Source organism: Robertmurraya mesotrionivorans, assembly GCF_050971805.1.
Lineage (GTDB): Bacteria > Bacillota > Bacilli > Bacillales > Cytobacillaceae > Robertmurraya_A.
Genome location: NZ_JBPCCH010000003.1, coordinates 415,805 through 430,809, shown reverse-complemented (window position 1 = coordinate 430,809; position 15,005 = coordinate 415,805). Strand labels below are relative to the sequence as shown.

Genomic DNA, 15,005 nt, shown 5'->3' with positions numbered 1-15,005 from the left:
TCTTGTTAATTTTACAAATCCATTATAGAACAAGAGTTCGTTGTAATCAAATATCAACAGAGTTATTTAACATAGCTTAAATTTTAAAATTTAGCTTAATTATTCCGGCTTCTTTTGCCGAATTGAATGCAATTAGTAGTAAAGGGCCAATAATAAATCCTAGTATTCCAAGCAACTTCAGACCAAGATACATCGCTATTAAAGTAGATAAAGGTGAGAGGCCAATATGTGTCCCCATCACTTTTGGTTCGACCGTTCGACGTATAATTAACAAAATAACTGCTAAAATAGCTAGTTTTGTACCTAAAACTACATCACCGGTAATGAAATGGAATAAAGCCCATGGTGCCATGATCACAATAGACCCAATAATTGGGATAAAATCAATAATCCAAATGATGGTGGCCATTAATAAAGCTACGTTTGGAGTGATAATGAATAGCCCAATTAATGTAACTAAGAAAATGAGTACAGAAACAAGAAATTGAGCCTTAACAAAGCCTATTACAACAAAGGATAGACGAGAGGTCATAAAATGAACTTTCTCAGCGGTTTTCTCAGTTAAGTGACTGTATAAAGAAATTTTTAACCTTGGTAAATCTAATAGGAAAAGAAATAAAGCGATCAAATACACTAAAAAACTGACAAGATAGCTAGGGATATTTGTGAGTAAAGACCGGACATTATCGATGTTTACGTAAGCTAATAAATCATTTTTCGTTCCGTTAAGAAAAGTTTGTACTTGGCTGCTTATTCCATCTACTACTTCCCTCGGTAATTCTTTTGCTGCTGAGGTTAATTTCTCTTCTGTATCTAACCAAGCTCGAGTAATTTCATTTATTAGCTGAGGAGCGTATTCAACTACTTGAATGGCTTCTGTGATTACCTTGGTAACAATGAAGTAGCCGGTAACCCCAACAAAGAGTAAAAAGCCCAAAAATACAACTAAGACAGATACTTTCTGATTAAGTTTGGTACGATTTTGTAACATTTGTACGAGCGGTTCGAGAAATAAAGCAGTTATAAATGCAGTAATCAAAGGGATAGAAACAGGCAGGATAAGATATAACAAAAGGGCTGCTATACAGACACCTAGAATAATTAAAAAATAACGTTTCTTAAAAAAGCTTAGTAACAAAAGATGTTCTCCTTCCATAAGTGAAAAATATTTGTTAATTTCGGAACACTTAAATTATAGTATGCATTTAATAAAATAACCAATGAAAATAATAAAAATATGAAGTTATATTTTTGAGGTGTTTATTAGACGAGCCTAAAAGGAGGGATTATGTTGGTAAGTATGTTTGAGCAAAATGAAAGCAATCGAGCCGTTCACAACATTATTTCAGCAATAGTCGAGTCTAATATAATTGAAAGCGATAACTACGTCGTACTCAAAAAAAGAGGAAATATCATTGATCGCATCCAAGGACAATTCCATCCGACAAAAAGTCAAACGTACGAAGTGATACTGAAAGAAAGCGTTGTTGGAATCATTTTAAGATTAAGTGCCATTAATTATAAAGGAATTATCGAAAAAATAGAAAATTTACAGGCAGCAATTCAAGAGGAAGTGTACTTGTTGACTGGGTATAAAGTAAGTTATATTCATGTGAAACTTAGTTAAAAATAAAAAAGACGCGAAAAAGCGTCTTTTTTATTTAGCGAATTTTTCTACTTCTACTTTTACTTCATTAAGAAGTTTTTCGCATTGGCTGACAAGTCCTTTTGGAAAGGTTTCACCTTCACCGTATTCTACACCGTGTGGATAATAATGCTTACCTAATAGTGGTGTCATTAATTGAACGGTTGCTTTGTGTGCTCCAACATCACCTTCTACAGCATATCCGAATACACGAAGGTAGAAAGTTCCTTCTTTTAGGATAAACTTACGGTCGTATGTTACTCTTTCATAGTCCCATTGTCCTTCACGAACTAACCCATGATCAAGCATAACTTCGTCCAAACGATTTAAATCCGCTTTTACGCTCTCAATGCCTACATTTTCAAACTTCATTATTTTCCCTCCTACAAACACGATACCCGTCTACTTGAAACTGAACTTTTCACTATGTAATGATAACTTCTTCATTTTTAATAATAGTAGAAATGATAGGAAGTTGCAATGAGAACGTTCACAAAAGTCAGATATGTTTTCCTCATATACAATGCGGGAATAGTTGACCATACAAAAGGGAACGATACAACTGACAGATATTTTTTAGGAGGGCTCAGGATGAAGACCATAAATGAATTGATGACTAAGGAAGTCGAATGCTGTACACTTCTTGATAATGTGTACGAGGTCGCACTTAAAATGAAAGAACTAAACGTAGGTGCGATTCCAATTGTTGATGATGATAAGTTAATCGGAATGATTACCGATCGTGATATTGTCGTTAGAGGTGTTGCTGAAAAACATCCTGGTTCGACGAAAGTAGAAGATATCATGAGTAAGCAGATTATAACTGTATCACCTGAAACAACTGCTAGAGACGCGGCTGAATTAATGGCCAAGCATCAAATTCGACGTCTTCCTGTAACAGAAGGAAAAAAACTAGTAGGAATAATAGCACTAGGGGATTTGGCTGTTGAAAAGATCACCGACTATCAAGCCGGTAGAGCCCTATCTGACATTTCCGAACATACTTCTTCTGACATGCATTAATGAAGGCACCTTTTTGGTGTCTTTATTTTATTTATGTACAGAGCCTGGTAGGGTATAATAAGATAAATAACTACCTTATTAACCTATTTTATTTTCTATGAAATACTATACTAATTATTTAATGCATGCATACAATGATAGAAAGAATGATAGAGAGGAGGATGGCCTCTGAGAAGTTTAGGAAGAATATTGATATTGATTACTGCTATATTAGGAATTGTATTTTATTTTAATATTCAAAATGGTGACGAGGAGATACTCTTAGAAGACGGGACACAAAAGAGAGGAAGTAACCAGGACTTATCAAATAATACGAGCGATGAAGGAACAAACTCTGAAAGACCAACGGAGGGAGTTTCAACTTATATCGGAATGTCTATAGAAAGCTTGGAGGAAAATTTAGGTCAACCTAACAGAGTAGATCAGACTTATTATGGGTTTGATTGGTGGATCTATAATGCTGACCCTGCCAATTATTCTCAGATTGGTGTGAAAGACGGGAAGGTAGTAACCGTTTATGCCATCGGTTCGGAAGTGAATATAAGTCCCTTCAAGATAGGACAACATGTAGATGAAATTTTTTCTTCAAGTTATGTAGAAACAGAAATAGGGTTAGATTATGAAGGAAGTTCCTATCAATTTGAGCTATCAGAGTCGGATCTAAATACAAGACCATTGTTGAAAATGGGGGATATCTTCGTTCAACTCTATATTGATAAATTTACGGCAACATTATCTAGTTTTAGGGTAATGGATGCAGAAACTTTATTGAAGCTAAGACCTTATGAATTGGTTTATTTTGGTGAGTTACAAGAAATAGAACCGGATGAGATGGCACCAGATGAAAAAGTCGAAGATGCAAATGAAAAACAAATATATGATATTACGAATATTATGAGAATGAGATTTGGACTTGCTACCTTACAATGGGATGAAAAAACGGCAACTGTAGCTTATGGGCATAGCAAGGATATGGAAGAGAGCAATACTTTTTCGCATACATCTGAAAAGTTCGGGGAGCTCTCCGATCGCTTAGAGGCCGGGGAAGTATTCTATCAGGTAGCTGGTGAGAATATTGCCGCAAACTATGCTGATGCTCCAGCAGTTACGGAAGGCTGGTTAAATAGTAAAGGTCACCGGGAAAGCTTATTAAACGAAGACTTTACACATATCGGTGTAGGTGTATATAAAAAATATTACACGCAAAACTTTATCCAAGCATGGGAAGAATGACGAAAAGGAGCTGAGTGCTCCTTTTTATTTTTGAAGAATTTCATATCTACCAAAACGAAAATGGCCTTCCTTCCAATTACCGTACACACGCACCTCATCACCCAGCTGAAAATCATTCATAAGGACTTTCCCTTTTACACTTGGAGTAATTTTTGAGACAACAGTCGTTGTCGGGTTATTTATAAGTGTGAGTTCGACAATAAGTACATATCGATGATAATAAAAACGTTCTTTTCTTATATGTATTTGTTGAATCTTTCCTGTTACGATCGCTTCTTCATATACTTGCTCTAGTGCTAACCATTGCTCCGTATGAGATTGTAACTCTCGCTTTGAAATAATATAAAAGTAAATAATAATGATAGGTATTACAATGGCAGTTACCAAATCGATTCACCCTATATTCTTTTTTCAATGACAAGAAAACTACCTGTCCCAATAGCTATCTTCACACCATCTGAACGATGAATTTCTGCGGACAATACGAGTGTTTTTGAGCCTTTATGTTCCATTTTTGCTCTACAGACCATATGTTCTCCAATTCCAGCGGCAATATAATTAATATTCAACTGGGTAGTGACGGCGCCATAGCCATCAGGAACAAGTGAATTTGCTAATACACCCATTGCTGTATCAAGTAAAGTCGCAGTAATTCCTCCATGAACAATATACAAAGTATTATATAAAAGCGGAGAAATGGGTATGGTTATTTCACAGTCATCATCCGTTATTTTACGTTCCATTTGCAAAAGACTAGAGATAAACGTGGTGTTCTTTCCTGATTTCCAAAGTTGAAAACCTTTTAGAAGCTGTTCGAGCATTACTAAGTCATGCTCGGTAGCATGAAGAGTAATGTCTTGGATTTGTTTTTGAATATTCTCCATTATATCCCTCACTTTATCTTTCCTTTCCTTTCCATTTTATCATGAAATCTGATGTGCACATATTTTTCTTTTTTTCATATCGTATTATAGGCATTCGTTTATGTTGAGGTGAAATATAATGGCCAAAAAGCAACTGCATCCTTCTGTGCAAGAGTTCAAGGAGTATGTTCGAGCCCACCCTGAACTCATTAAGCAGGTTAGAAGCGGGACAAATACGTGGCAAGAGTTATACGAGGAATGGTATCTATTCGGTGAGGATGATTCTAAAGGAAATGGAAACGTTGATGACCGTAACCAATCAACGGAAGCTTCAAAGGAAGAAACATCTCCAAAGGAAGAATCATCTCCAAAGGAAGAATCATCTAAAAAGGATTGGATGTCAACCGTACTAGGTGCTGTGAGGAATATGGATCCAAACCAGCTTCAACATCATATCGTGAGTATTAGTTCTGCCTTAGGTGCGATTCAAGGTGTAATTTCCTCCCTGCAAGGAGGGAGTAGCGTCCAAAATCCGCCTAAAAAAAATGTAAGCCCACCATCACATCCGTTTCAATTTAGACAAGACTAGAAGGGGGCTCTTGGATGCGAGAAGAAATTAATGAATATTTACGTATGCAACCACAATTAAAACAGTTCTTAAGGGAACAGCCCATTTGGTACAGAAAGCTCGGAAGAAACCCACATGATATACAAAGCTTTGAAATATCAGCTTTACACCATTATAAAAAGACCATTCCCCATCGTGTGGAGCAATTCAATCATAGTGTACAAATGGCGAATATGATGATGAGCATGTTTCAAGCCATGAATAGTAACCAATAAGGAGCCTTCACTTTACGAGAGTTTGAAGGCTTTTTGGTTGATTTTTGACTAAGCTTGCTGATAATTGCACAAGATATGTAAAATTGTGTGATTGGGGGCAGCCGAGTTGGTAAGGAAAATGGTCTTTGTTTTTCTGATTGGACTTCTGTTAAATGCTTGTCATAAAGATATCCCAGATCCTGAAGTGAAAAGAGAAGTATCTATTGTACCTATGCACACTGTAAGAGCAGAAAATGATGTGGTCGTATTAGGAATGAAATCAGAACATTCATTTACAGTTCAGCACCATGTGAAGGAAAATAATGTTTATGTAGAGTGCTTTATTCCTGATATTTCATTTACGAATCGTAATACGAGCTTAATTGTCTCAGTGGATGGGAAACAAAAAAAAGTAGTAACAACAGCTGCCTTTATTATTAAAGGGCTTTCAAAAGGCTCCCATCAAATTCAATTACAAGTAGTTGAAAGAAATCAAAAAAGAGAAGATATGAAAAAAGATTTTGAAGTTCTCGTACGGTAGGATGTAAAAAGTTCATTTCTGTGCTTATTCATGGTAAAATATGAAACGGAGGTGAGCGGATTGCTTGCTACATCAGAAAGTATGGAAATTCTAGAGTATGCGGATGAATTAGCTACAATGGTGCTCGAGTCAACAGTGGTTGAGGCTTATTATATATGCTTGAATAATGTAAAAAAAGATAAAGAAACACAAAAAAAAATTAATGCGTTTATACAAATGAAGGATCGTTATGAAGAGGTTGAACGCTTTGGAAGATATCATCCTGATTATAAAACAGTCATGATGGAAATCCGTAATTTGAAAAGAGAAGTCGATCTCGACCTTAATGTTGCTGAATTCAAAAAAGCGGAGAACGATCTACAAGCACTTCTTGATGAAATAAGTGTACTCATTGGCCGATCAGTATCTGATTTTATCAAGGTTCCAACCGGAAATCCGTTCTTTGAATCAAGTTGTGGTGGAGGCTGTAGCACAGGCGGAAGCTGTGGTTGCTCATAAACTAACTGTAAGCATAGGAGAATTCCTATGCTTTTTTTATATAAATGTATGTGTTAGAATAAAAAGACAATTGTGTAATTAAAAAGGAGTAAAGCGATGCTAGGTCAACGTCAAGGAATTATTGTATGGCTATTTTCTCTTAAGCAAGCGAAAATGCTTCGCAAATTTGGGAATGTTCATTATGTATCAAAAAGATTGAAGTACGTGGTCTTATATTGCAACCAAGATGAAACCGAAACAATCATGGAAAAAATAAAAAGCTACTCCTTTGTCAAAAAAGTCGAGCCATCCTTTAAACCTTTCTTAAAGGTTGAATACGAAAATTCGAGACCAGATAAAGCAAAGGAATACGACTATAAAATGGGAATTTAAAAGATCAGGAAGGATACCCTTCCTGATCTTTTATTGTAGTGGAGCGATATAATGATTTAAACGTAAGATACCTATTACATATTGATAGAATAATTCCTTTTCTGAAAAAGCAGTAGAAGGTTTTACATCAAATTGGATAATTTCTTTCCCATATTCAAAAGCTAACTTTTCGAATAACTCAAAACGCTTGTTTTTTGTTACATGTGGATTCGGAATTCCTTCGCGACAAACATACAGTGGTTGGAAGTTGCCAGGATCAGTGGGCTTTAAAACAACGATTAATGAAGTTACAGATCTTTTATTTATTTCTGTATGTAACGCCATGAAATGCATGAGTCGCTGTTTATTTGCTTTGGCAATTTCTAGTAACTCATAAATGTCTGAATAACCCTCTCCTAATTCAATAAACCTTTGGATCAATGAAATGACCTCCTTTTTAGTTATATTGTACTCACAGACTGGTGTCGAACTAAGTCAAATTTCGTAGTTTTTTCAAAAATTCTGTGTGACGTTAATCCTTCTATCTGCTATTGTAATGGTAAGAGATTTAAGAGATTTTAACAAGGGGAATGGATATGTGGAAGATACCGTTCACATTTTTTATCATATTATCAGCTGTCATCAGTGGCTTGTTATTTTGGCAATGGGATGCCTATTCTAAGGAAATGGAACAGCCTGCTGACATGGAGCTTGCAAGTCAAAAGATTTCTATTAAAACAGAAACAGACACGTTAGTAATCACACAAAAGCTAAGTGGTCTTACAGGAAAAAAGGAAATACCTTTTGCTCTTCCAAGTGGAGTGATTACCTGGGAATGTCTTCTTGAGGATGGAAGTGAATGTAAAAAACAGGAAGAAAGTGTAGCATCACTAAAGCCCGATAATAAAGGAAATATTCAAATACAATTCACACTACCGATAAAAGCGAACGAAAAAGCTTTTCTTTTCAATCAATGGTTAGCTTCGTTTACAAATGTTCAAGTGACAGATACAAAGGTCGAGCTTATCGATTCAACGAAGAGAAATGGAACATGGGTAATGGGTATTCCCTTAATAGGAAACAAAAAGCTTGATCTTATTGATTATTATGTTTTTGAGGGCCAATTGGCTAATCCCTCTCTTTATTGGCAGGCTAATTCTTTATTGCAAGAAGAAGTCGACAGCAAGCTTATGATCTACTCTGAGCAGGAAGGCAATCTTGGTCAAACATTTAACTCCCTACAGCAGATATCTAACAGACCTCACGTGACAGTGGTAATAACCAACCAACTACAAGAGGGCAATGGAAACGGAATGATTATTACTCGTCCGGACATAAAACCAGAAATGCTAGAAAAGAAACTTCTTTACTCATTATTAAAATTTAAATTTGACAATCTTCCGATGGAACAAAGCTGGTTAGTTGATCTTCATGTGTCATTGTTATTAAACAGTGAAAGTCAAATTTCTAAAAGTAATCAAATAATCCAAGAATTAAAATTGAAGCTGACTGAAGAGGAGCTAGAGAGCTATCTCCAAACATTTTTGTCAGAAGAAATTCTTTATACTCCTCAAAAGTTAGACGATATACTTGTAAGTGTAACGGGGAAACCAACTAGCTTCTTTGATGATAATAAAAATGAAGACACGAATTTGATTCCGTTGTATTTCTTAGAAAAGAGAAATATATCTGTAAACGGCAAAATCCAAAAAGATCTTCACATTATTTATATGGGAGATCAAAAGCTTTTTCCATTTGTTGAGACGTTATCATCCCTTGGTTTTCAAGTAAAAGTTCTTTCTGATAATGAGACCTTATTGCTCACAAAGGGACTAAATAGTTATCGCTTTTACGTTAACCAAAATATATTTATTTATAATGAAGAAGACTATGGACTGTTAGAAAATCCACTGACGAAGATTAATCATACCATTTATATTAATTATCAATGGTTAACCTCATTATTTAACATACAGATTGATGAGGATGAAAATACAGTCTATCTGAAAGAATCAACGGAATAAAAAAAGAAAACCCTGCAGAAAATTTTCTGCAGGGTCCTTCTATATCCTACTGGATAGAAGGCAAAGGGAGAGGAGAAACCGGAGGAAGAACTTATGGGGAAACGTAAGTCTTCTCCGCGGTTGGCAACAACATCTCGAATAGATGTTGTTATTTACATTATTTCCACTCCTTGGATGAATATACACGAAAAATCGATATTTTCTTTATAAGTTACAACTATTGGCTTCATAAGGACATTATGTTAGGATAAGAAGGAAATTTACATGAATATGAATTGATAGTGGTGAGACAATGAGGGTTGTATCTGGTGAATATAAAGGGAAAGCATTGAAAGCGGTTCCTGGAAACTCAACAAGACCTACTACAGATAAAGTGAAAGAATCGATTTTTAATATCATTGGACCTTATTTCAGTGGTGGAATAGGACTGGATTTGTTTGCTGGTAGCGGTGGGCTTGGGATTGAAGCGCTGAGTCGCGGAGTAGAAAAAGTAATCTTTGTCGATCGTGATGGAAAGGCAATTGCTACAATTAAGGAAAATCTGCAAATATGTGGATTGTTAGATCAATCAGAGGTATATAGAAACGATGCGGATCGAGCTTTAAAGGCAATAATGAAAAGGGAGATCATGTTTGACTATATTTTTCTTGATCCTCCATATAAAAAACAACAACTTGAGCACTTGCTTGAAACCATACAAAATGAAAAACTCCTTACGAATAATGGAATCATTGTTTGTGAGCACTCAAAGGATGTTGTCCTTCCTGTTGAGGTTGGACGTTTGCAGCAAGTGAAATTCGAGAATTATGGGATTATTTCCATTTCAATTTATGCTCTTAAATCGGAAGAAGAATAAGGAGTGACATCTTATGGCAAGTATTGCTGTTTGTCCAGGGAGTTTTGACCCGATTACATATGGCCATCTAGATATTATTACACGAGGTGCAAAAGTATTTGACGAGGTTTTTGTTGTAGTCTTAAGTAATTCATCGAAAAAACCTTTATTTTCAGTTGAAGAACGTACGGAAATGATTCGAGAAGTAACAAAGCACTTACCGAATGTTAAGGTGGACTCGTTTCAAGGGTTGCTTGTGGACTATGCTAGTTCAGTCGGTGCAAGTGCCATTATTCGTGGATTACGAGCCGTTTCAGACTTTGAGTATGAAATGCAAATCACTAGTATGAATAGAGTATTAAATGACCAAATCGAGACATTTTTTATCATGACGAATAGTCAGTACTCTTTCTTAAGCTCAAGCATTGTAAAAGAAGTAGCAAAATACAAAGGGAATATTTCTGAATTGGTTCCACCTCTGGTAGAAAGAGCACTTTTGGAAAAGAACACAGTTAAGTAAATACATAAGAAAACGAGCACCATGAAGTGCTCGTTTTTATTTTACATTCAATCTTCTTGAATATACAAAAATATAGATTACTAGAGAAACAATGGTCACGAGTGGACCGATTTGTGCTAGATAAGAATACGTGTTTAAAGCCCATGATCCTGTTTCTAGGACAGACACGGGGATGGCGTTCGAGGGCTGGTCACTCTTAGCTAGTCCTTCGTATACGGTTCCCCAAAGTAAAAAGGCATATATAGCAGCGAAAAAACCGTGCATAATTCGAGCAATAAAAAAAGGCTTAAAAGCAATATCGGTTTGCGAGGTGATACTTGCTACTTGTGCTTGTACACTAAATCCGCTAAAGGCAAGAATAAAGCTAGTAATGACCGCTTGTTGCATAAGGGTTGCTTCCTGAACCTGACTAGTCAGCTGACTTCCCAAGGTAATCTCAAACAATCCAGAAATATAGGGAATGCTTAATACATCGGGTAAATGTAAGCTAACAAGGATAAACTCAACAAACTGACCTAAAAAAGCTGTGATGTGCAGATGGAACAGAAGCTTATTTATCACTGAAAATAAAATGATAAACCCGCCAATCATAAGTAATGTCTGCACGGATGACATGACGGCATCTCCTAGCAGTCGTCCTAAAGGTCTCTGTTCTTTCAATCTTGTTCGATGCAGTTCTCTTAATGCGAGAATAATAGAGAATTTCTGCTCTTTGGTACGTTTTTTCTCCTCCGTGTCATTTCCGTAAAATCTCATAATTAACCCAACCGAAATATTACCAAGATAGTGAGCCAGAGCCAATAGGAAACCGAGTTTTGCATTTCCGAAAAAACCAATGGAAACAGCGCCAAATATAAAGAGGGGGTTTGAGCAATTCGTAAATGAAACCAATCTTTCTGCTTCTACTTTAGTTAATTGTCCTTCCTGCCTTAATCTTGCAGTGAGTTTAGCTCCTGAAGGGTATCCCGATGCCATCCCCATTGCCCAAACAAAGCCTCCAACACCAGGTACTTTAAATAGTGGACGCATAAGGGGCTCTAATAATACTCCAATAAACTTAACAACTCCAAAACCTATAAGCATTTCTGATACGATAAAGAAAGGAAGCAAAGAAGGAAAGACAATTTCCCACCACATGTCTAAGCCGCGAATCGACGCATCAACAGATTCTTGTGGGAAAGCTATCAATGAAATAGCCATTAATGTTACAGATAGTGCTAATACAACGGTTTTCAGTCTGGATCGAAACACACCTATATCCTCCCTTGAAGGTGAACTTACTGTGCAAGTATGGAAAGAAGTGATAAAATATGAGAAAAGTGGGGACCCCTACATGGAAGGTTACAAAAAAGGATTTCTTTTTATAGGTCTTGTCCTCATAAATCAATATACTCATACAAAATGAAAATAGACCATAAGATTAGAATATGTAACACAATCTTTTTAAAGGGGGAGGAGTACTTGTCTCGTCCGAAAATTGGATTAGCACTTGGTTCTGGTGGGGCAAGAGGCTTTGCCCATTTAGGTGTAATTAAAGTGTTACAAGCCGAAGGTATCCCTATTGATTTTGTTGCTGGAAGCAGCATGGGGGCACTAGTGGGCTGTTTTTATGGAGCAGGATTAGATGTAGAGAGGCTATACAAACTTTCAAAAGCATTTAAAAGAAAATATTATTTAGATTATACTGTACCAAAAATGGGCTTTGTTGCTGGAAAACGAGTAAAGGAGCTTATCCGCGTATTTACTCATGGGAAAAATATAGAAGAGTTAGACATTCCGGTTGCGGTGATAGCTACTGATTTAATGACTGGAGAAAAGGTCGTTTTCAAGGATGGGCCCATAGCAGATGCAGTTCGAGCTAGCATCTCCATTCCTGGGATTTTTGTGCCAGAAAAGCATAATGGTCGTTTGCTTGTAGACGGTGGCGTTGTTGACCGTATACCGGTTTCTGTCGTGGAAGAAATGGGTGCAGATATTATCGTTGCGGTTGATGTTAGTCCAGTAAAATCCACAGCAGAAATTACCACGATTTATGATGTGATTATGCAAAGTATAGACATTATGCAAATGGAACTCGTTTCAAATCGTGAGGTAAAGTCCGATGTCATGATTCGTCCTCCTGTACAGATGTATAATTCTCGCGCGTTTACAAATATCGAGGAGATTATAGCTATCGGGGAGGAGGAGGCTCTTAAAGCTGTACCAAAGATTAAAGAGCTGTTAAGTAATTGGAAGGGGTACTAGAATAAAATGAATAAAAAATGGATCGGGCGTATCGTACTATATACAATTGCCATCGCCTTATTAGTCGGCGCCTTTTTTTCACTACCATATTATATAACAAAACCCGGAATGGCAAAGGAACTCGAACCCATTATTGAAGTGGAAGGTGGGTACGAGGAAGAAGGAAGCTTTATGCTTACTACGGTTGTCATGGGGCAAGCAAATATTTATACGTATATGTTAGCAAAAATAAGTGAGTACCAAGAAATTTATCCTCTATCAGCCATTCGAGCGGAAGAAGAAAGCGATGAGGAATATAAAGTAAGACAATTGCATTCTATGTCTACTTCTAAGCTTGCCGCTATTGAGGTAGCTTATAAAAAAGCGAATAAACCGATCTCATTTGAATATAAAGGAGTTTATGTATTAAGTGTCATGGATGGAATGCCTGCCATGGGACAATTAGAGCCTGGTGATCGAATTTTTCAAGTAGATGAACTTACATTTCAATCATCAGAAGAATTTATCAACTATGTAAGTAAAAAACAAGCAGGCGATACAATCACTTTATATTTTGAACGTAACGAGAAAGAAGAAAATGTTACTCTTCCATTAAAAGCATTTGAAGCAGATCAAACAAAGGTAGGAGTAGGAATTGGTTTAGTAGATGATAAAGAAATTATTGTGGAGCCAGAGGTCACAGTTGAGACAAGTGATATTGGAGGCCCTTCAGCTGGACTTATGTTCTCTCTTGAAATATATAACCAATTGGTGAAAGAGGATCTAACAAAAGGTTACAATATCGCAGGGACTGGAACAATCGATGCAAACGGTACGGTTGGACGTATCGGAGGCATTGAACAAAAGGTAATTGCGGCAGATAAAGCAGATGCAGAAATTTTCTTTGCGCCAAATGAGGATGGTGCTGCGGACTCAAACTATTTAGCAGCCGTCGAAACGGCAAAGGATATTGATACGAATATGAAAATTGTACCGATTAATACATTTGAAGATGCAATCAAGTATTTAGAAGCATTAGAGAAAAAAGAAGAATAGCCGCCCGAGCTATTCTTCTTTTTTTGAAATGAACATTGGTGCTTGTTTATATTCTAAGGATAGAGCGCTATGACGATTGGTTTTCTCCAAACCGAGGGAATAGGTTTTAGCAGCCTTAATATCAAGTTCAATCTCTTTTCCGTTGTAGGAGGCAAGTCTTGAGACAATTGGTAGACTACTGTGTTTTTTCCACTTGTTTAAGTACTGCCTTCCCAAATCTGTCATACCGAGTAGGCGAAGATAACTAGCTCGGTCGCTCAGGGCTTTCATTTGCTCTTTATTTGTATTTGTCAAAATATGAACGCAAAGCCGTTGCAAACGTGTCCATGTATACCTTTTTGTTTTAAGCAAGGTCATAAGCTCGGAAAATGAATTTGCTTTTTCAACCATTTGTAAGACTCGATTTTCTATTCCCTCTTCCACTTCGTAAATTCTAGCGAGTTCACTTTTATCAGTTGTTAGTAAACGATACTGAAGAAGTGGCCAATAGTCTTCCCATCGAAGAAATTGCCCAAACTGTCTCTTATAGTCCACAAGTTCTGTGTACGTGGTGTTAGGGACATAAGAGGAAAGTTCATTCAACTGTCCGTCATTCGAAAAGATAGATTTACGAATGCTTGTCGCACTTGCAATATGGGTGGAGGATAATTCTGGATCATGATAACCCGCATTTTTTCTGGCAACAGTTAGCGGTGTTAAGCTTAGGTTTAACTTTTCAATTGCTCGAATATATTGAAAGCCAAGAATATTGTTTGGTTTTGATAGGTCCATCATCTGACTCGAAGGACTAAGCTCTTGGAAAGCGGAAGAAGTTGCTCTTGGATAGCTCATTCCTTCATCCATATTCTTTTTGATTAGATGGTCATACGTTTCTTGATGTGTATGAATAAAACGTAGTGTAGAATAAAAGTCTTCTAAGTGACCAGATTCACTACCAAAGCAGACGTAATCACAACCTGCTGCAGCTAAAATGTCAATCGCTCCACGAGCAAAAATTTCTGCCTTTTGTGTTGCAAAAGCGTAAGGAAGTTCAAATACAATATCAACTCCACCTAATAATGCCATCTTAGCTCGATGCCATTTTGATAAAAGGGCAGGTTCTCCACGTTGTAAAAAAGGTCCGCTCATGACAGCAATGACCACATCAGCACCTGACAAAATCTTTGATTGTTCTACATGGTAGAAATGTCCGTTATGAAATGGGTTGTACTCAACTACTACTCCAACAGCCTTCATAAAAAACTCCTTGATTTTATTGTGAAAAATAAAGATAATAAGCAAATAATGCTTTTTTACGATTAAGAACGAGGTTTAATGTCTACATTATAGTGTAAAGAAAAAATATTGACAAATAATTATATGAAAGCTATA

The 15,005-nt window shown here is 36.5% G+C and carries 20 protein-coding genes; 13 read left to right on the top strand and 7 right to left on the bottom strand.

The genetic code is table 11. The features are described 5' to 3' along the window. Window positions 1–76 precede the first annotated feature (76 nt). Complete coding sequence (gene ytvI / locus ACRX5O_RS08450) at window positions 77–1,156, bottom strand: sporulation integral membrane protein YtvI (RefSeq protein WP_433905521.1); 1,080 nt, start codon at window positions 1,154–1,156, stop codon at window positions 77–79. Window positions 1,157–1,288: 132 nt separating this feature from the next. Here ytvI and ACRX5O_RS08445 point away from each other — a divergent pair, with 132 nt between their 5' ends. Then, on the top strand, window positions 1,289–1,627 hold the full coding sequence (locus ACRX5O_RS08445; protein WP_433905520.1) for a hypothetical protein: 339 nt from the start codon (window positions 1,289–1,291) through the stop codon (window positions 1,625–1,627). Window positions 1,628–1,657: 30 nt separating this feature from the next. Here the strand turns inward: ACRX5O_RS08445 and ACRX5O_RS08440 are convergent, their stop codons facing one another. Continuing rightward, window positions 1,658–2,017 carry a YugN family protein gene (locus tag ACRX5O_RS08440; RefSeq protein ID WP_433905519.1) on the bottom strand — a complete coding sequence of 120 codons (360 nt, stop codon included), beginning with the start codon at window positions 2,015–2,017 and terminating at the stop codon, window positions 1,658–1,660. A gap of 219 nt (window positions 2,018–2,236) precedes the next feature. Here ACRX5O_RS08440 and ACRX5O_RS08435 point away from each other — a divergent pair, with 219 nt between their 5' ends. Next, on the top strand, window positions 2,237–2,668 hold the full coding sequence (locus ACRX5O_RS08435; protein ID WP_433905518.1) for a CBS domain-containing protein: 432 nt from the start codon (window positions 2,237–2,239) through the stop codon (window positions 2,666–2,668). A gap of 195 nt (window positions 2,669–2,863) precedes the next feature. After that, window positions 2,864–3,901: a CAP domain-containing protein gene (locus ACRX5O_RS08430; protein ID WP_433905517.1), complete on the top strand. Its 1,038-nt coding sequence runs from the start codon at window positions 2,864–2,866 to the stop codon at window positions 3,899–3,901. A 24-nt stretch (window positions 3,902–3,925) separates the two neighbouring features. On the opposite strand, the gene ACRX5O_RS08425 is transcribed toward ACRX5O_RS08430, so the two are convergent. Both ACRX5O_RS08425 and ACRX5O_RS08420 read right to left on the bottom strand, forming a co-directional pair. Beyond that, complete coding sequence (locus ACRX5O_RS08425; RefSeq protein WP_433905516.1) at window positions 3,926–4,288, bottom strand: hypothetical protein; 363 nt, start codon at window positions 4,286–4,288, stop codon at window positions 3,926–3,928. Between the two features lie 11 nt (window positions 4,289–4,299). Further along, entirely contained in the window at window positions 4,300–4,785 is a 486-nt protein-coding gene (locus ACRX5O_RS08420) for a PaaI family thioesterase (protein WP_433905515.1), read from the bottom strand. A gap of 118 nt (window positions 4,786–4,903) precedes the next feature. Between ACRX5O_RS08420 and ylbD the strand changes: the two genes are divergently transcribed. The 5 genes from ylbD (at window position 4,904) to ACRX5O_RS08395 (ending at window position 6,997) form a co-directional block, all read left to right on the top strand. After that, on the top strand, window positions 4,904–5,353 hold the full coding sequence (gene ylbD, locus ACRX5O_RS08415; RefSeq protein WP_433905514.1) for a spore coat protein YlbD: 450 nt from the start codon (window positions 4,904–4,906) through the stop codon (window positions 5,351–5,353). 14 nt (window positions 5,354–5,367) lie between these two features. After that, a complete protein-coding gene (locus ACRX5O_RS08410; protein WP_119707426.1) occupies window positions 5,368–5,607 on the top strand; it encodes a YlbE-like family protein in 240 nt (79 codons plus the stop codon). Between the two features lie 106 nt (window positions 5,608–5,713). Then, window positions 5,714–6,127: a hypothetical protein gene (locus ACRX5O_RS08405; protein ID WP_433905513.1), complete on the top strand. Its 414-nt coding sequence runs from the start codon at window positions 5,714–5,716 to the stop codon at window positions 6,125–6,127. 60 nt (window positions 6,128–6,187) lie between these two features. After that, window positions 6,188–6,625, top strand: coding sequence for a YlbF/YmcA family competence regulator (locus ACRX5O_RS08400; protein WP_433905512.1), 438 nt, complete (start codon window positions 6,188–6,190; stop codon window positions 6,623–6,625). A 96-nt stretch (window positions 6,626–6,721) separates the two neighbouring features. After that, on the top strand, window positions 6,722–6,997 hold the full coding sequence (locus tag ACRX5O_RS08395) for a YlbG family protein (protein ID WP_119707429.1): 276 nt from the start codon (window positions 6,722–6,724) through the stop codon (window positions 6,995–6,997). A 30-nt stretch (window positions 6,998–7,027) separates the two neighbouring features. Here the strand turns inward: ACRX5O_RS08395 and ACRX5O_RS08390 are convergent, their stop codons facing one another. Next, window positions 7,028–7,417, bottom strand: coding sequence for a DUF7147 family protein (locus ACRX5O_RS08390; RefSeq protein WP_433905511.1), 390 nt, complete (start codon window positions 7,415–7,417; stop codon window positions 7,028–7,030). 155 nt (window positions 7,418–7,572) lie between these two features. Here ACRX5O_RS08390 and ACRX5O_RS08385 point away from each other — a divergent pair, with 155 nt between their 5' ends. From ACRX5O_RS08385 to coaD, 3 genes are all read left to right on the top strand, one after another. Continuing rightward, window positions 7,573–9,000, top strand: a complete 1,428-nt coding sequence (locus tag ACRX5O_RS08385) for a stalk domain-containing protein (RefSeq protein WP_433905510.1) — start codon at window positions 7,573–7,575, stop codon at window positions 8,998–9,000. 292 nt (window positions 9,001–9,292) lie between these two features. Continuing rightward, window positions 9,293–9,856 carry a 16S rRNA (guanine(966)-N(2))-methyltransferase RsmD gene (gene rsmD, locus ACRX5O_RS08380; protein WP_433905509.1) on the top strand — a complete coding sequence of 188 codons (564 nt, stop codon included), beginning with the start codon at window positions 9,293–9,295 and terminating at the stop codon, window positions 9,854–9,856. 13 nt (window positions 9,857–9,869) lie between these two features. Further along, window positions 9,870–10,355 (top strand): pantetheine-phosphate adenylyltransferase, encoded by a 486-nt coding sequence (gene coaD / locus ACRX5O_RS08375; RefSeq protein ID WP_433905508.1) that lies wholly within the window; start codon window positions 9,870–9,872, stop codon window positions 10,353–10,355. 36 nt (window positions 10,356–10,391) lie between these two features. On the opposite strand, the gene ylbJ is transcribed toward coaD, so the two are convergent. After that, window positions 10,392–11,606: a sporulation integral membrane protein YlbJ gene (gene ylbJ / locus ACRX5O_RS08370; protein WP_433905507.1), complete on the bottom strand. Its 1,215-nt coding sequence runs from the start codon at window positions 11,604–11,606 to the stop codon at window positions 10,392–10,394. 210 nt (window positions 11,607–11,816) lie between these two features. Here ylbJ and ACRX5O_RS08365 point away from each other — a divergent pair, with 210 nt between their 5' ends. Beyond that, a complete protein-coding gene (locus ACRX5O_RS08365; RefSeq protein ID WP_433905506.1) occupies window positions 11,817–12,599 on the top strand; it encodes a patatin-like phospholipase family protein in 783 nt (260 codons plus the stop codon). A 6-nt stretch (window positions 12,600–12,605) separates the two neighbouring features. After that, the gene (locus ACRX5O_RS08360) at window positions 12,606–13,634 is read left to right on the top strand and encodes a SepM family pheromone-processing serine protease (protein ID WP_433905505.1); all 1,029 of its coding nucleotides are present in this window, start codon (window positions 12,606–12,608) and stop codon (window positions 13,632–13,634) included. A 9-nt stretch (window positions 13,635–13,643) separates the two neighbouring features. Here ACRX5O_RS08360 and ACRX5O_RS08355 read toward each other — a convergent pair whose 3' ends face one another. After that, window positions 13,644–14,870, bottom strand: a complete 1,227-nt coding sequence (locus ACRX5O_RS08355) for a nucleotidyltransferase (RefSeq protein WP_433905504.1) — start codon at window positions 14,868–14,870, stop codon at window positions 13,644–13,646. Between the last annotated feature and the right edge of the window lie 135 nt (window positions 14,871–15,005).